General features: G+C 69.2%; 10 protein-coding genes. 5 read left to right on the plus strand and 5 right to left on the minus strand.

The annotated features are described in order from the left end of the window. The first annotated feature begins 328 nt into the window (after positions 1-328). Entirely contained in the window at positions 329-1,804 is a 1,476-nt protein-coding gene (locus tag ACIA6B_RS27490; protein WP_396777661.1) for an MFS transporter, read from the plus strand. On the opposite strand, the gene ACIA6B_RS27495 is transcribed toward ACIA6B_RS27490, so the two are convergent. Together ACIA6B_RS27495 and ACIA6B_RS27500 are read right to left on the minus strand one after the other, a co-directional pair. Then, positions 1,801-2,271: a VTT domain-containing protein gene (locus ACIA6B_RS27495; RefSeq protein WP_396777663.1), complete on the minus strand. Its 471-nt coding sequence runs from the start codon at positions 2,269-2,271 to the stop codon at positions 1,801-1,803. The genes ACIA6B_RS27490 and ACIA6B_RS27495 overlap by 4 nt on opposite strands. Continuing rightward, positions 2,268-2,861, minus strand: coding sequence for a CDP-alcohol phosphatidyltransferase family protein (locus ACIA6B_RS27500; RefSeq protein ID WP_396777665.1), 594 nt, complete (start codon positions 2,859-2,861; stop codon positions 2,268-2,270). The genes ACIA6B_RS27495 and ACIA6B_RS27500 overlap by 4 nt, the downstream gene beginning before the upstream one ends. Before the next feature lie 17 nt (positions 2,862-2,878). On the opposite strand from ACIA6B_RS27500, the gene ACIA6B_RS27505 reads away from it, so the two are divergent. The 4 genes from ACIA6B_RS27505 (at position 2,879) to ACIA6B_RS27520 (ending at position 7,437) form a co-directional block, all read left to right on the plus strand. Continuing rightward, positions 2,879-4,108 carry a sensor histidine kinase gene (locus ACIA6B_RS27505; protein WP_396777667.1) on the plus strand — a complete coding sequence of 410 codons (1,230 nt, stop codon included), beginning with the start codon at positions 2,879-2,881 and terminating at the stop codon, positions 4,106-4,108. 5 nt (positions 4,109-4,113) lie between these two features. Then, positions 4,114-4,752, plus strand: a complete 639-nt coding sequence (locus tag ACIA6B_RS27510; RefSeq protein ID WP_396777669.1) for a response regulator — start codon at positions 4,114-4,116, stop codon at positions 4,750-4,752. Positions 4,753-5,029: 277 nt separating this feature from the next. After that, positions 5,030-5,425: an SCP2 sterol-binding domain-containing protein gene (locus tag ACIA6B_RS27515; protein WP_396777671.1), complete on the plus strand. Its 396-nt coding sequence runs from the start codon at positions 5,030-5,032 to the stop codon at positions 5,423-5,425. Next, a complete protein-coding gene (locus ACIA6B_RS27520; protein ID WP_396777673.1) occupies positions 5,425-7,437 on the plus strand; it encodes a glycogen debranching N-terminal domain-containing protein in 2,013 nt (670 codons plus the stop codon). The genes ACIA6B_RS27515 and ACIA6B_RS27520 overlap by 1 nt, the downstream gene beginning before the upstream one ends. 128 nt (positions 7,438-7,565) lie before the next feature. Here ACIA6B_RS27520 and ACIA6B_RS27525 read toward each other — a convergent pair whose 3' ends face one another. The 3 genes from ACIA6B_RS27525 to ACIA6B_RS27535 form a co-directional block, all read right to left on the minus strand. Beyond that, a complete protein-coding gene (locus tag ACIA6B_RS27525) occupies positions 7,566-10,046 on the minus strand; it encodes a tectonin domain-containing protein (RefSeq protein WP_396777674.1) in 2,481 nt (826 codons plus the stop codon). Between the two features lie 238 nt (positions 10,047-10,284). Further along, positions 10,285-13,902 carry a BTAD domain-containing putative transcriptional regulator gene (locus tag ACIA6B_RS27530; RefSeq protein ID WP_396777676.1) on the minus strand — a complete coding sequence of 1,206 codons (3,618 nt, stop codon included), beginning with the start codon at positions 13,900-13,902 and terminating at the stop codon, positions 10,285-10,287. Positions 13,903-13,972: 70 nt separating this feature from the next. Beyond that, positions 13,973-17,566, minus strand: coding sequence for a BTAD domain-containing putative transcriptional regulator (locus ACIA6B_RS27535; RefSeq protein ID WP_396777677.1), 3,594 nt, complete (start codon positions 17,564-17,566; stop codon positions 13,973-13,975). Between the last annotated feature and the right edge of the window lie 14 nt (positions 17,567-17,580).

Here is a 17,580-nt window from a genome sequence, read left to right on the forward strand (position 1 = left end):
GCAACCTTCGGCCCAACGGCCCGGCGGCCACATCCGTCTCAGGTCACCGCTCCGCGTACGACTCAGGTCGCACCCCGACCGGGGACCGTCGTTCAGGGGTCGCACCCGAGCCCGGCTGCGTGAGCGGCACAGGTCGACGAGACCTGGAAACCGAAACGCCACGCCGGCTCGCCTCCCTCACGACGCGGCAGCGTGCGGCCTGGTCAGGCGTCCCTCCCCGGTGCTGCCGGTTGGACGAGACGGTCGACCGGAACATCACGGAACGCCGTACCGGCAGTTCAGCCGCCCGCTATCAGACTCGGGAGTGACCGTGTCCACCCAACCTCCAGTGACGACCTCGCGTTTGAGCGCGCTCGCGTTGCCGTTGATCTGCCTGGCGCAACTCATGGCGACGCTTGACGTCACGATCGTCAACCTGGCCCTGCCGGCCGTGCAGACCGAATTCGCCCTGTCCAACGCGTCGCTCGCCTGGGTCATCGACGCCTACACGCTCACCTACGGCGGGCTGCTGCTGCTCGGTGGCCGCGCCGGTGACCTCTTCGGGCACCGGCGGACTCTGGTCGTCGGGGTGCTCCTGTTCACCGCGTCGTCTCTGCTCGGCGGCCTGGCGCGGGACGAGTCGGTGCTGCTGACGGCGCGAGCGATCCAGGGCCTCGGGGCCGCCCTCGCGACGCCGACGACGCTGTCGTTGATAACCACGCTCCATCCGCCCGGGCCGCGTCGGAACAAGGCGATGATCGCGTACGGTGCGATGGCGGGACTCGGCATCACGCTCGGGCTCGTCCTTGGCGGCATCCTCACCGAGGCGGCGTCGTGGCGTTGGGTGTTCCTGGTCAACGTGCCGATCGGCCTGCTTCTCGCCGTGGCCGCACCGAAGGTGCTGCCCGACACCGCGGGACGCCGGCGGCGGCTCGACCTCCTCGGCGCTCTGTCGGGCACCGCCGCCTTGACCGCGCTGGTGTACGGAGTGATCCGGGCCGGTGGCGAAGGCTGGGACGACCGCGCGGCGCACGCCGCGCTCGTGCTGTCAGTCCTGCTGGTCGGCGTGTTCGTGAAGGTCGAGCGAGCAGTCGCCGAGCCGATGCTCCCGCTGAGCCTGCTACGACACCGCACACGCCTCGGCGCCTACCTGATCGCCATGCTGCTCTTCGCCTGCCTCTACCCTTCCTTCTTCTTCCTCACCCGCGCGTTGCAGGACGTCTTCGCGCGACGGCCCATGGAAACCGGACTCCAATTCCTCCCCATTGGGGTGGGCGTGCTCATCTTCGCCGTGGCCACTCGCCGTTTCGTGCCGGTCTACGGCGCGCGCCGGATGGTCGTCGGCGGTACGGCAGCCGCCATGCTCGCCGCGCTGTGGCTCGCCCAACTGGATGCGGGCGACGCCTACGTGACCATGCTGCTGCCCTGTCTCGTCGGGCTGGGCGCCGGGGTGGGCACGACCTTCGTGGCCAACGCCGCTGCCGCGATGACCGACGTGCCCGAACACGAGACGGGCATCGCCTCAGGGCTGCTCAGCACGTTCCAGGCGGTCGGCGGCACGGTCGGAGTCGCGGTGCTGGCGTCCGTGGCGGCCAGGGTCACCGAGGACCAGGTCGCTGATGCCGCAGCCCTGGGCCTTCCCTCTACGGCAGTCGTCCAGGATGCGGTGATGTCGGGCTTCGCCCGTGGGTTCGTACTGGCAGCCGTGCTCGCCGGGCTCGCCTGCGCCGTCGCGATCTCCACCTCTCCCGGACGCGCGACAGGTCTCCGCGGTCCGGCACCTCGGCGACAGCCCGTCGCGGTGCTCGACGACGACCGAGGTTAGGTCAACGCCCCCGGTAGGACGAGGAGGGCGAACCGGATCACTCGCCCGGCCAGGCATGCGGCGGCGAACTCGCGGTGTCGGAGGCCCGCGGTGCCGGCGGCGAGGCTGACCACGGCCAGCGGTGGGACCCCGACCGTGGCGGAGGCGAGCACCGTCGGCAGGGCGGTGCGTCGGCGGGAGAGCCAGCGCTGCATCCGCCCGGCCCAACGGGCGCTCCCGGCCGCCGCGCGACCTGATCGGCTCCGACGTGCGAATTTCCGGGCGAGCCGTCCCGTTCCGCGACGCGCGGCTTCGAACAGGAGTAGCTTGCCGGCGGTCTGCCCGAGCGCCAGGGCGAGAACGGCGACCAGGGCGTGGCTGCCACGGTGTCCGGCGACGACGGCGTAGACCTCGGCGTTGACGACCGGGACGAGGGCCGACGCGAGACCGTACCCGAGCGCCAGCACCGCCTCGACGAGGACGCTCATGACCGGCCGTCCCGGTCGAGCAGCCGGACCATCGCCGCGGCCGACCACAGCTTGACCGCGACGACGGCGACGGCGACCGCCAGCGCGAGTCCGTACTGCCCGAACGCGACGGCGCCGATGACCCCGGCGGTGTTGGCGGCCTTCGCCACGGGCGACCAGTTCACCGCCCACACCCGTCGGTCGATCAGGTGGAAGTAGTTGGGGCTGAGCACGGGCCAACACAGAAACGCCAGCGACAGCATGGTGTCCAGCACCAGGAACGAGAGCAGAAAGACCACTGCCACGACCGCGACGTCGGGCACGAGTGAGACCAGCCCCGCGCCGAGCACGGCGGCGCAGGCGCGGTCGCTCACGATGTCCAGGACCGCCCCCGCCCGGGTCTCCTGCCCGAGTCTGCGTGCGGCCCAACCGTCGAGCACGTCGCCGAACCAGTAGATGCCGTACGCCACCGACAGCAGAACGGCGGAGCCGGCGACGACGGCGGCGACACCGACGGCGACGGAGACGACCGTGCGGATGGCCGTGATGTAGTTGGGAACCGTACGGAGCGGGCCGACGGTGACAGCGGTGCGGGGCTCGACAAGCGTCACCTCCGCAGCCTCGTACGGTGAGCGTTCCGGGCGGAACGTGCCGCGGTGCCGATCCGGTCGCGGGAGCGGCACCGGGGTACCGGCCGGTCTGGTACCGGGGTACCTGGTCGGTTTCGGGCCGGATCGTCGAAACTATGCAGGTGAGGACCAGGATTCGGGAAGGGTTGCGCGACCCCGGGCGAGTACGCCGGCTCGCGTACGGCGCGGCGGGCTTGATCATCGCCGTCGTGGTCACCACCGTCGAGGGGGGCCTGGCCGTGCCGGCGGGGTGGGCGCGGCTGGTGCTGCCCGTCGGCCTTGTGGCCGTGGCGCTGCGGCCCCGGTACCGGGCCCTGGTGTTCGCGGTCTGCGCCGCGTTCGTGGCGGTGGTGAGCACCGGGGAGTCGGTGCAGTTGGGCCTCGCGTCCGCCGGCCTCGTGTTCGTCTCGACCTGTGAGGACCCGGCCCGGCGTCCGTGGCTGGGGTGGGCGGGGGGCCTGGCCGGCGCCTTCGGCGCCCTCGCTGTCGCGCTGCTTGACCAGCGTGGGCTGTACGAGCAGCCGATCGGCTTCGTGACGGCCGGATACCTCCTGGCGATTCTGTTCCGGTCGTGGTCGCGCGGCTACGCCCTGACCCGGGAGGCGGGCGAGCTGCGCGACCAGGCAGCCTGGCTCGAGCAGCGGACGAACCTGGCCCGCGAGTTGCACGACGTGGTCGGCCATCACGTCACCGCGATGGTGGTGCAAGCCGAGGCGGGCCAGTTCGGTGCCGACCCGGCGGCGGCGCTGCGGGCGATCGCGGAGAGCGGCCGTACCGCACTGAGCGAGCTCGACACGCTCGTCGTGCACCTGCGCGATCCGGACGCGGCGATCGCGGTGAGTGCGCCGCCACGCCTGTCCGACATCGACGAGCTGCTCGCGCAGCCGCTGCGTCAGCAGGGCGTGACGGTACGGGTACGTCTGGATCCCGAGCCAGGACTGGACGAGCTCGGCGTGCTGACCATCTACCGCATCGCCCAGGAGGCCCTCACCAATATCGTCCGGCACGCGAAGGCCACGACCGCCTGCGTCGAGCTGGTCCGCGTCGGCGACCGCGCCCGCCTGCGGGTCAGCGACGACGGCATCGGGCCGCCCCCTGCGCCCACGCGCGGCTCGGGCCTACTCGGCATCGAGGAGCGCGTGCGAGCCCGCGGTGGGAGCTGGGAGCTGGGCCGACGACCGGGCGGCGGCACCATCGTGGAGGCCACCCTGCCGGTGGCGAAACCGTGATCCGGGTGGCGATCGCCGACGACCAGCAGCTGATCCGCGACGGCTTCAGCCTGATCCTGCGTTCCCAACCCGACATCCAGGTGGCCGCCGAGGCCGCCGACGGCCGGCAGTTCCTCGACGCCGTCCGCCGCGACTCCCGCATCGACGTCGCCCTGGTCGACATCCGCATGCCCGTGCTCGACGGTCTGCAAGCCACCCGCGAGCTGGCCACGATCCCGCACGCCCCGGCCGTGATCGTCGTCACCACCTTCGACGACGACGCCTATGTCCTGGACGCCATCGCCGCCGGCGCGCGGGGGTTCCTGCTCAAGCGGGGCAGCGCCCGCGACCTCATCGCCGCGGTGCGCACCGTCGCGGGCGGGGAGGCGATCCTCTCCGCCGAGGTCACCGGCGCGGTCCTCGACCGGGTACGCACGACCGGGCCGGCCACCCGCGTGGAACTGGCGGCCTACCACCTGACCGCCCGGGAGACCGACGTGCTCGCCCTGATCGGCGCCGGACTCAACAACACCGAGATCGCCGAACGCCTCCACCTCTCCATGAGCACCGTCAAGACCCACGTCACCAACGTGCTGGCCAAAACCGGCAGCCGCGACCGCGTACGAGCCGCCATCCTGGCGATCCAGGCCGGCCTCTTGCCCTGAGAAGACGAGTCTCAAGCCGGGTCACCGAGACTCAGGACTCAAGGTGGGCGCGGCTGGGACGGCGTGATCTGCCAGCGTGACGAACCCACAGGTGTTGGCCCGCCTCATCCGCCGCCTTCCCTGACACAGGTTCAGGGCTAGTTTTGGCTTTGGCCTCCAGACCATCGGAGGTTGGGAGACCATCGACCGGGGAGGCGTCACCTACACCCGGGCGTGCGCTGACGGGGCCGGCGACACCAGCCCGTCGGGCAGGCATCAAGGAGTAGCGGACAAGACGATGGCCTTCGAGGATGAGGAATCCAACAAAGTCGCTGAGTTCTTCAAGGAGCTGAGCGAGCAGCCGCGGATGCTGTCACCGGCCGTCGAAACGACACTGAGGTTCGACCTCGAAGTCGATCACGAGGTCGAGAACTGGCATCTGCGGATCAGCCGGGGGACGGTGCGCGTCCGGCGCGAGCCCCTGCCGGCGGATTGCGTTGTCAGGACGAGCAAGGCCACCTTCGTCGAGCTGGTCACCGGCCGCGCGAACCTCGTCACTCTCACCTCCCGCAACCAACTCGCCGGGACCGGCGACCTGGAAGTCCTCGCCACCTTCAGAAAATTCCTCCCCGGCCCCGCCGAAGCCCGCGATCCTCGGTACACGCACCCGAGGTTGTCATTGGGAGGTCGGTGATGAAGCTGGTCAGCATCCTCGACGGAAACACGTTCCTGGTAAGCGACGAGATCGGCGACATCGATTTTTCGGAAAAATATCCGATGGGGCTCTTCTCCTACGACACCCGATTCTTGTCACGCTGGGTACTGACCATCAACGGAAGCCGTCTGCAGTCTCTTTCGGTGGATGAGACACAGTACTTCGAATCGCGCTTCTTCCTCGTGCCGGAGGGCCTGACACACTACGTCGACTCGAAGATGTCCGTGATCCGCGAGCGGCGTATCGGAGGCTCGTTCGAAGAGGATCTGAGCATTCTCAACCACAGCAAGGGCCCCCTCGTCCTGGACGTCCGCATCAACATCGGCAGTGACTTCGCCGACATTTTCGAGGTGAAGAACCTCAGGCCGAAAGTCGGCCGGGTGACCACCGAGACACACGACGACCGTCTCGTTCTCACCTACGAGAGAGGCAGCTTCCGGCGGTCGACGACCATCCACTCCAGCGTTCCGGGCACCTTTGACCGGACCGGGATCTCGTTTCACCTCCACGTCCTGCCCCATGAACGGTGGAGCACCCGCCTCACCGTCATAAGCACCTTACGTGAAGCGCCCGGACGACGCGGAGCGAGCTTGCAGGAGCATGTGCAGAAGACCGGTGTGCACATGCGGGAGAACCTCGCCGCATGGATGGATTCGGCTCCTACGCTTGCCAGCGCCTACGAGCCGGTCGTGGAGGCCTATCGCCGTAGCCTCGTCGACCTCGCTGCCCTGCGCTACACGCCGCTCGGTCGCACGGATCAGATTCCCGCGGCCGGACTGCCGTGGTTCATGGCGCTGTTCGGACGCGACACGATGTTCACCTGCCTGCAGGCCATGCCGTTCAAGCCCGAACTCACCCCGCCGACGTTGGCGATGATGGTGCGCGGACAGGGCAGCCATCTGGACGACTTCCGGGACGAGGAGCCGGGCAAGATCCTGCACGAAGGCCGGTGGGGCGAGTCCGCGACGTTCGAGGAGCAGCCTCATTCCCCGTACTTCGGCGCAGCCGACTCGACGCCCCTGTTCGTGATACTGCTTGACGAGTACGAACGGTGGAGCGGCGACAAGGAGACCGCCAACAGGTTGGAGTACGAGGCGCGCGCCGCCCTGACCTGGATAGATACCTACGCAGATCTCCTCGGCACCGGTTACATCTGGTACGAGCGGCGAAACACCACCACCGGCCTGGAGAACCAGTGCTGGAAAGACTCTTGGGATTCGGTGGCATTCGCGGACGGCACTCTGCCCGACTTCCCACGGGCGACCTGCGAACTACAGGGCTACGCGTACGACGCGAAACGACGAGGCGCCCGACTCGCCCGCGAGGTTTGGAACGATCCGGAGTACGCCCTCCGTCTGGAACGTGAGGCGGAGGAGCTCAAGCGCCGGTTCAACCGTGACTTCTGGATCGAGGACGGGCAGTACTACGCCCTTGCTCTGGATCCCCACGGCAGGCAGGTGGACGCACTTTCGTCCAACATCGGGCACCTCCTCTGGAGCGGGATCGTCGACGAAGATCGCGCCCCCTCTGTCGCACGACACCTCATGGGTACCCGACTCTTCTCTGGATGGGGTGTTCGCACACTCGCGACCGGGCATCAGTCCTACAACCCGATCGGATACCACGTCGGCACGGTCTGGCCGTTCGACAACTCCATCATCGCGTGGGGGCTCAGACGATACGGGTTCAAGCGTGAGGCGGCGGCGATCGCGAAGGCAATAATTGATGCGGCTCCCTTCTTCAGAGGGCGGCTTCCTGAAGCGTTCGCCGGTTACGAACGTAGCCTCACCACCTATCCCGTCGAGTACCCGACGGCATGCAGCCCCCAGGCATGGTCAGCAGGAGCCCCGCTGCTCCTGATCCGCGCGATTCTCGGCATGGAACCGGATGGTGAGGTCCTGACGGTCGATCCTCTGCTGCCACCGGGCTTCGGCAGCCTGGAACTGCGTGGAGTCCCGGGCAGATGGGGCCGAGTTGACGTCCGGGCGTGATGCAGTCCGCGCCGCTTTGCTGTTGACGCCGGTTTCCTCCCGCGACACGTGGTCGTCTCGGTACGGGCGACAGGCGCCGCGGCACCCGACACGTCGTCAGGTACCGCGGCGCCCGGCAGAGGTGAGCCTCAGCCTCCGATGATCTGGTGGCCTACGGGACCGCTGGTGTTGCCGAGCACGTACCTCAGGTCCAGTGCCGAGCACGAGGAGTTGCCGTCGGGAATGTCCAGGCAGCCGGCGGCCTCGATCGTCACCGCCTTGACGTCGTAGTAGTGGTTGGTCTCCATGGTGAACGTGTAGGGCGTGCCCGTGTAGCCGTTCGGTCCGCACGTCCCGCCGGAGGTCCACTGCGGGTCGAGGCTCGTCTTTCTCTGCCACGCGCCACCCGTCGTCAGGTCGCGGGTCCAGATGCTGACGGTCCACTCCGACGGCGTGCAGTTGTAGAGCACCACCGACTTGTAGCCCGCGCCGGGTGTCGGGGTCGGGGTCGGCGTCGGGTTCGGGTTCGGCGTCGGCGTGGGCTCACCGGTGCTCGGGAAGCCGGAGCAGCTCAGGTTGTCGCAGTGGGCGAGCTTCGGGTGATCGGTGTCGCCGTCCTGGTAACTGATGATCGGCAGTCCGTCCGCCCCGATGAGGATCGAGTTGAGGTTGCCCTGGTCTCCGCCGTTCTCCACCGGGTAGGTGTTGGCCGAGGTGCATCCCTGGTCGGCGCACTTGACGACCTTCAGGTCGTTCCCGGGACCCTTGAACGAGGCGATGACCGTCCGGTCGTCGCCGAACGCAAGGCCGATTCCCCCGGTGACCTCGCCGCTGGGCACGAGCACCTTGCGGTCACCGCTGACGCAGAATCGGAAGTTGCAGCGGCGGATGACGAGTTCCGACAAGCCACCGGCGCCGCGCTGCGTCCACGCGACATAGCCGAGGTCACTCGCGTTGTCCCGGGCAATGGCGACATTGTCCACACCACCGGTCGGGCCCGCTTCCGCCTGGATGTTCTCGAAGGTGTTGCACGCGACAGTCCTGCATCGCGCGAGAATGAGGTTGAACTTGCCCTTGAAGAAGAAGTTCGGGAGCCCGTCGACACCGTTCTCGACCTTCAGCGCCGGAATGTAACCGCTGGCGAGCCCGGTGTTGGTGACCGTCGCGCCGGCGCAGGAGGCGTTGTTGCACCGCGCGACCTTGAGGAGCTTGTCACCGCTGCCGGGGGCGTTGGTGTACACCACGACCGGCAAGCCGTCGCCGCTGATGGTGAGGCCGATCTCCTCCGCCAACGGTTCGCTGTCGTCGATCACCGAGATCGTGCTGGCGGTGCAGGCAACGTTGTGGCACTTGGCGACCTTGAGCACCACCGGCTGCGTGCTGCTGAGGTACTGCGTGAAGGCGATGACGGGCAGCCCGTCCCAGCCGGTCCTCACCGCCACCCGCCGCAGGCCGGTCACACCCCCGACAGCGGTGCTGGTGCTCGTGGTGCAGGCGGCATCGTTGCAATGCGTGACACGGAGGGCGTTACTGGCATTCTGCACGGTCAGTGGCAGGCCGTCGAAACCGATGGTGCTGGCGACCCTCGACACGGTCTGCGACGAGTCGACGGTGCGGACGCTGCCCCCGGCGCGGAAGGGCGGGGTCACGCCTGCCGGCATCTGGGTCCACGTCGACCATCCCCCACCGGTCAACTGCTGCCGGTAGAACGCGTCGCCGTTCGTGCTCACGCCGACGACCATCACCCGACCGTCGATGCTGGCGTCCGCGGCGACGGATCGCAACCGGGTGGAGTGACTGATGTTGGCCCAGCGTGACCAGCCGCCGTCAATCTGGTAGCGGTGGAAGACGTCGCCCTGCACCGAGGTCGCGAACAGCTCCAGCCGTCCCGCGCCGTTGCGGGCCACGGCGACGGAACTCATGTTCCCGTCGAACAACGCCCAGCCCGACCACCTGCCGTCGGTCTGCTTCCACTGGTGGTAAACCATGCCCTGCTTGTTGACGCCGAACACCTCGAGGCGTCCGTCGGCGTTGGTCTCGGCGGCGACCGAGACGAGTTGGCCGTCGAACGTCTGCCACGGGGCCCACTCGTTCGCGTTCAGCCTCTCCTGCGAGCGGTGGAACACGGTGCCTGACGCGTTGGTGCCGAACACCTCGAGCAGCCCGTTGCCGGCGCGCGCGACCGCGATCGAGTTCAGGTTGCCATCCAGCTGGGCCCAGCTGGTCCACCCGCCGTCCCGCTGCCACCGGTGCCAGATGTCACCGTTCTCGTTCAGGCCGAACAGTTCCAGCGCCTTGTCCTGGCGGGCCTCCACCGCCAGGGATCGAACCTGCCCGTTGAAGGCGTTCCAGCCGGTCCACTGGCTACTGCCCGGGGTGGACTGCCAACGGTTCAACGCGGTGTCGTAGGCGTCGGTGAGGAAGAACTCCATCCGGCTGTCGGAGTTGGCCGCCAGGGCGGGTGTCCTCGACGCAAAGCTGGTCGACAGGTCACCGCTCACCGCGCCGGCCTGCGACGGCGGGAGCAGCGACAGTGCCGGAACCGCCGCCAGAATGCCGACGGCGGCGGCGACGGCGCTGCGCCACTTGGGCATTCGCCAGCGGTCCCCGCTGACGTTTCCTCTTTTCATGCTTTCCCAATCTCTCAGGGTCTGTCATGCGGTCTCGCGTTCCGCCTGGTTCCGGTGCAGTTCCACTACCACGCGGTGTGGGACCGCCCGGTCCGCCGGTGAGACGCCGCAGCCGGGCCCGCCCGCCGGGAGGTGGTGGAGAAAGCACGAGGCAGGCGCGGGTCGCGTCGGAGGTTTCGGCGCGTGTGCGCGCTCGCACCGCTCACCCGGGAGCCACTTCACATCGCGCAAACCGCTCTCAGGGACGCTCTTGCGTCAGCACCCTTGCCAGCTCGGTCCGCGTGGTGACGCCCAGCTTGCGAAAGGCAGAAGTGAGGTGAAGTTCGACCGTCCGGGTCGTGAGGTACAGCTTCTGCGCGATCTCCTTGTCGGTGAGACCGCGCACCGCCAGGTCGGCCACTCTCGCCTCGCTCGGAGTGAGACCGCGTCTGCCCGTCACGTCGCCCGTGCGGGGGCGGACGCCCACCTCGTGCAACCGTTCCGCAAGTGCGTCACGCAGTGGGATCGCCCCGCATCCGGCAGCGAGCCGGTGACCCTGCTGAAGTCGTTCGCGGGCGTCATCCGTGTACCCCAGATGCAACAGCGCGTTGCCGAGTGCGGACAACGTCTGAGCGCGGTCGAGGCGGGCTTCCGTCCGGCCGAGCAGCTCCGCTGCTTCCGACAGGAGTTCTGGTCGCTTCCGGAGGGGTGCCACGGTGGCGCTCAGACGCAGGCTGCGTGCGACGGCCCGGGGCGTGTCCCACGCCCGCGCCACGTCGATGAACTGCGCGCAGACATCCTCCGCCGCACGCCGCCTGCCGAGGGCACCCAGGGTGATGATCATTGGTGAGCGCCAGTCGGCAAGGATCGGGTTCTCGATTGCGAGGTTGTCGCACTCGTCCCGCAGGGCGCCGGCGAGGCGGTACGCCTCGGGGATGTCGTCCTCGGCCAGCGCCAGGGCGATCAGTGCCTCGCCGAACAGCCGGGTGCTGATGTCCGCGGGGCAGCCGTTCTGGACCTCGGCGAGGACCACCCGCGCGCCGGTGACGTCGCCGCTGTGCAGCAGGGCAAGGGCGAGATAGTTCCCGATGTAGGGAAGACCGACATGAATCGACGAGGTGGTCACGGCTTCCCAACCGGCCCGGCCATCGGAGACGGCCTCGGCGAGGTGGCCTCGGCTGAGCATCAGGGCCGAGCGGAAGCACATGGCCGGTGCGAGGGCGCGCAGTGAACCGGAGCGCCGGGCGTGCGCGATGGCGGCATCCACGCTGGGCAGCGCCTGCGGTGCGTCACACACGTCCAGCACCTGCCACGCGCAGGCCAGGGTGCTCTCCGCCAGCGGGTGGCGGATGAGCACATCGCCGGCGACGGCGCGCTCGGCGCGTTGCTGAGCCGACCGACGGTCGTTGCGGCAGGCATCCCAGACCGACAGTGCGGCGTCGCGCATCAGCCCGCCGTCGCTGTCGTCACCGGACAGGTGACGTTGCGCCTCGATCATCTGCGCCAGGCCGAGAGCATCGCGGGCCGGGTAGGCGGCATCGATCATGCAGGATTCCAGCCCCAGCCGCGCGGACGTGGAGATGCTGCCGTCTGCCAGCGCCTCCCGGCAGACGGTGACCGCCTGCGCCGCGTGGCCCGCGAAGAACTGGGCTCCGGCCAATGCCAGGGCGGTTCGCGCTCGTGTCTCGGGATCGGTCTCCAACGCCAACCCGGCAGCCAAGTGCCCCACCGCCGCACCCGTATCCACCAGAAACTCCGCCATCCCCAACCGCGTCAACACACCACCCCGACCCTCACCCAGATCCTCCTCCAACAACCGCCGCAAAAACGCCACCGCAGAATCCACCGCACCCCGCACCAAACACACCCGCGCCGCCTCACCCAGCACCCCCACCACATCCACCTCACCCCCCCACCCCGCCGGCACCCGCAACAACTGCGAACCCGCACCCACCACATCCCCCACCCGCAACGCCACCCCCGCCGCCCGCACATGCAACCCCGCCCGCACCCCCGACCCCACCCCCTCATACACCGCCTCACAAATCAACGGGTGAGCGAACCCGAAGCCGCCTGCCGTCTCGGTGACGTAGGCGCTGTCGCGAAGGATGCTCAGCCCCTCCACGACCTCCTGCGGCCGGGCCTGCGCGACCTGGGCCAGGGCGTCGACCGAAGCGCCGTCGCCCACCACCGACAGGGCCTGGGCCGCCACCGCGGCAGCGGGCGGGAAGTAGTCCAACTGGGTCCTGACCAGCATCGAGATGACCGGCAAGCCGGCCTCCAGGGCCGACGCCGGGTCCTGTCCGCTGGCCGCGGCGCCGTTGACGCGTTTGGCGAGCTGCCGCAGCAACAGCGGGTTTCCGCTGCTGAGCCGACGGCATTGGGCTGTCACGGGATCGTCGGGAGGCATGCCCGTCAGCGCGTTCAGAAGGCGCGCCGAGCCGGCGGCGGTCAGCGGCGCGAGGATGTGGGTGACCGAGGTGAAGGCCGACAGCAGAGGCTGAACCCGATGGTCGTCGCCCTTGCGGAGGCCCATGACCAAGAGGATCGGTAGCGCTTCCAACCGGGCGCTCAGATAGGCCAGGAAACGCACCGACGGCACATCCAGCCATTGGAGATCATCCACGACGAGCGCGACCGGAGCGTGTTCTGCCACGTCGGCGACCAGCCAGTAGAGCGAGTCGAGCAGGGCGTACTCGCCGACGGCGCGCTCTCCACGTGCCTGGTCCCAGCCCAGCAGCGCCTCGCGCGCCAGCGCGCTGCCGGCCGATGCGGAACGACCAGACTCGCGAGAGGCACGCGTCTCGCCGTGGAGTAGGTGCCGGACCCCGGCCCAGGCGGCGTCGCTCTCCCCCGGCCATCCACCGACACTCATGACGGTGAAGCCGCGCTGCCGGGCCTGCCCTTCGGCGTACTCCAGCAGCGAGGTCTTCCCCATTCCCGGGGGCCCCTCGAAGAGCAGAACGGTGCCGGCAGAGGCAGCCGCGGCCCGCATCGCCTCATCGATCAGACCGGTCTCATGATCACGGTCGACGAGTTCGTCCCGGCCCTCCCCGCCTGCGTCCGGTGCGGCTGCCAGCTTCCCGCTGAGGGAGGCTGTGGTGCCCGCGGCGGTGAGGTCGAGTTCGGGTGCGTGCCGGAGTATCGCCGTGTACAGCTCGTTCGTCGCCACCTGCGGCCCGGTGTCCAGGTCCGCCGCGAGAGTTCGTTTGAGGCGCTGGTAGACCGACAACGCGTCGCTCTGCCGTCCGCTGCGGTAGAGGGCGGTCATGAACTGCCGGTGCAGTTCCTCGTCGAGCGGCTGCTGCTCGATCGCGTGTGCCAGCTCGGCCACGAGTTGATGGTGCTCGCCGAGTGCGAGCCGGGCCTCGACGAGAGCGTTGGTGGCGGCCCGGCGGATGCCGTCGAGGCGTACGGCCTGGTCGTTGAACCAGGTGAGGTCCCGCAGATCGCTGAGGGAGGGGCCGCGCCAGGCGGCGAGCGCGTCCCGCAGTTCGCCGACGACCTTCGCGGGATCGTCGGCGAGCATCGCGTCGTGGATCCGCCGCTCGGCGAGTTGCAGGTCGGTGAACTCATCGGCGAGTTCGAGTACGTATCCGGAGTCTCTCGCGAGGATCAGACCGCGTAGCGCGTACTCCCGGCGCAGATGCGTCAGGTGGCTCTGCAGCGTGTTCACCCTGGTCGCGGTGGTCCGACCCGGCCAGGCGATTTCCAACAGCCGCCGTGAGCTGACGACGTCACCGGGTTGCAGGGCGAGCGCCGCCAGCAGGGCGCGTCGCCGCAGGCCACCGACGGGACGAGGCGTGCCGTCGACGACTACCTCCAGGGTGCCGAGAAGTCTGAGTCGACTTACCGGTGGTTTGAGCACCTCCACCACCTCACAGCTGTCGCGGCGTCGGGAATGACGGCTCGCCTCGGCGTCGGTGACATGCGGGTCCGCATCAGGCCTACCGGTATCGCCTGTCGTCGACTCCGGCAGGAGCCGAGGTTTCCGAGTCCGACGCGAGTGATGCCTGGGCCAGTTGCCCACGGCCGGAGACGCCGAGCTTCCGGTATGCACTCGTGAGGTGGGTCTCGACCGTCTTCAGCCTGATGAACAGGCTGTGGGCGATCTCGCGGTTGCTGTGGCCCTCCCTCGCCAGTTCGACGACACGCCTTTCGGCCGGGGTCAGGCGCTCCGAGCCGCCTCCCTGCCCGTTACGAACGCGGGTGCCCAGCAGGCGCAGACTGCCCGCGGCATCGCGGGCCAACGCTTCGGCGCCGCACGCGGCGGCGATCTCGTGTGCTCGACGCAGGTGCTCACGCGCCTCCGTCGGCGACCCCGCCTGGCGCATCGACTCACCCAGCCGGTGGAGGGACTCAGCCAGTTCCCATCGGGCGTCGGCAGCCTCGAAGTGCTTCGCCGCCTCGTGCAAAAGTTCCGTACGCCGCCGCGCGTGCGCCACGTCAGCCATGGCCGCCAAGGACCGCCCGATGGCCCGGGCGGTGCCCCAGGTGGTAGCCGAACCGACGAACTCCTGGGCCGTCTCCAACGCCTCGTCTCCCCGGCCGAGATCGGTGAGGCAGCGGATCATCAGGGTCCGCCAGTCCGGATCCACCGCGTTGGTGATGCCGCTGACGCGGCACTGGTCCCGCAGGGCGATGGCCCTGGCCAGGGCGAGGGTCGTCCTGCCCTGCGCAAGCAGCAGGCTTGCCTCCGCGTACGTCCTCAGTCCGTTCGTGACATCAAGCGCCGGGCCATCCGCCAGCTGGGATCGGATGGTGTCGGCGGCGTCCACATCACCTCGCCGCAGGAGGGCGATCATCAGGTGGCTGCCGGAGAGGATCTTGCCGAGTCGCAACTCGTGCCGTACTGCCTGTGCCCAACTGAGGCGCAGGTCGTCGACAGCCTCGCGTACGTCGCCGTGGGCCAGCAGGACGGCGCCCCGATGGCACCTGGCCAGCGTCTGCCCCCACCGGGAGCCGGTCGCCTCGACGTGGGTGAGGAACGTGTCGATGGCGGGTAGGGCCTCCGGGGCGTCGCACATCGTGAGTACCTGCCAGGCTCGCGCGGCGGCGTGCACGGCGAAGGGCTGTCGGCCCAGGTCGGCTGCCGTCGCCACCGCGCTCGCCCGCCTCAGGGCCGAGACGCGGTCGTTCCGAAGGGCAGCGTGGATAGCCAGCGCGGCCTGCACCATCAGGTCGCCGGCCGTCGAGCCCGGCGGACGGTCCCGCCACTCCTGCACAAGCGGCTGGATGTGCGGAAGGTGACGAGCGGCGATGGCGGTGTCGACGACCATGGCCTGTAGTGCGCGGTGTGTGCTGCTGAGCGGGTCAGGGCTGTGGTGCAGGGCGTCCTGCGCCACGTGCATCGCCTCGGCGGGCTGACCGTCGGCGTGCAGCGCCGCAGCCAGTGTCAGGGCGGTTCGCGCTCGTGTCTCGGGATCGGTCTCCAACGCCAACCCGGCAGCCAAGTGCCCCACCGCCGCACCCGTATCCACCAGAAACTCCGCCATCCCCAACCGCGTCAACACACCACCCCGACCCTCACCCAGATCCTCCTCCAACAACCGCCGCAAAAACGCCACCGCAGAATCCACCGCACCCCGCACCAAACACACCCGCGCCGCCTCACCCAGCACCCCCACCACATCCACCTCACCCCCCCACCCCGCCGGCACCCGCAACAACTGCGAACCCGCACCCACCACATCCCCCACCCGCAACGCCACCCCCGCCGCCCGCACATGCAACCCCGCCCGCACCCCCGACCCCACCCCCTCATACACCGCCTCACAAATCAACGGACGCGCCAGCGCGAACCGCCGACCATCGTCGCTGGCAGTCACCAGTTGATTCGCTCGCAGCGCAGCCAGGTGGTGCATCGCCTCCGCGACATCGATCCGAGCCGTCGCCGCCACCGCCTCGGCCCCGGTCGGGCCCCGCCACACCGCCAGCGCCTGCGCCACACCGGCTGCTCCCGGCGGTAACTGGCGCACCTGCGCCTGAACCAGGCGTCGTACGCTCGCTGCGCCCCGTTCCACCCCACGTTCGTCACCGAGGTGACGGCCGAACTCCCGGACCAGAAGCGGGCTGCCGTCTGTCAACTCATGACACTGCTGCGCCAACTCCTCACCTCCATGGCCCAGCACAGCAGCACAACCATTCACCGACAGGGGTGCCAGGACCCGCGTGAACCGGGCAAGCCCGGTCAGGACCTGATCGATCTCTGCCACGCCCGGCCGCGATGTCCCCAACAAGACCATCGGCAGGCCGCAGGCCCGTGCGGCGAGGTAGGCCATCAACCGCACCGAAGGAAGATCGCACCACTGCAGGTCGTCAAGGGTCACCAACAACGGCCCCCGCTCACACGACCTGACCATCAGCCGATAGAGCGCATGGATTTCCGAGCGTTCCAGGTCCGACTCGGGCTGACGTCCCGGCGGTGTCGGCAGCTCGCCGTGCGCATCGGAAGCAGGTGTTTCCGCGGAGAAGCTGAGGGGGCCGGACTGCGAGCCGTCGAACAGTTGACGCGCGCATCCCCAGTCATAGGTTGTCTCCAACTGCCGACCGACGGCGGCGGCGAGGTGGAACCCCAGCTCTCGGGCCCGAGCCCGGGCGTGTGCCAGCAGCGCCGACTTGCCGATACCGGCTGGACCCTCGAACAACACGACCGAACCGGTTCCCGCGCGGGCCTTTGCGAGCGCCTGTTCCAGCAGGCTCATCTCCGCCGCGCGCTCCACCAAGGTCCCTTCCCGCGCCGCGGGTCGCGCCACCATGCGCCCCGCACCGCCCGGCTCGGTCGTCGTCCCTGGGAGCGTCAGCGCCTCGTCATGACGAAGGATCGACGACTGCAGCCCACGTAGCACCGGCCCGGGATCCACTCCCAACTCGTCGGCCAACCGACGTCGCAGCCTGCCGAACACGGTGAGCGCGTCACTGGGCCGACCGCACCGGTACAACGCCACCATCAGCTGTCGATGCAGCTCCTCGTCGAAGGGGTAGCGTTCCGCGAGGTGCTCCAGTTCTCCCACCAGGGCACCGTGCTCGCCCAGCACCAGACGCGCCTCCGTCAACGACGACAGAGCCCCCCGCCTCATCCCGTCCAGCCGCGCCGCGTGATCCGCGAACCAGGTCAGATCCGCCAGCCCGGCCAGGGCGGGACCACGCCACCAGCCCAGTGCCGACCGCAGCAACCCGGCCCGGCGCGCCGGGTCCGCCTCCTGCGCGGCGCGTCGAAGCAGCTCTTCCGTCACCTCCACGTCCGTACATCCGGCGCCCAGGTCGAGCAGGTAACCCGGAGCACGGGCCAGGATCGCCTCCCGTAGACCCGGCTCGCGACGCAACGACGAGACGTGACTCTGCAGTGCGTTCAGGGCGGTGACGGGACCGTCGCCGTTCCAGACGACATCGATGAGGTCGTCCGCGGAGACGACCTGCCGGACCTGCAGCGCCAACGCCGCCAAGACCGCACGTTTACGTAGTCCGGCGACAGGCCGGTGCAGCCCGGCCGCAACCACCTCGATCGGGCCCAACAGCCGGACCCGGACGTCAGCGCGCATGTCCGTCCTCGGCT

Origin of the sequence: Micromonospora sp. NPDC051141, from assembly GCF_044455765.1 — a bacterium.
Classification (GTDB): Bacteria; Actinomycetota; Actinomycetes; order Mycobacteriales; family Micromonosporaceae; genus Micromonospora.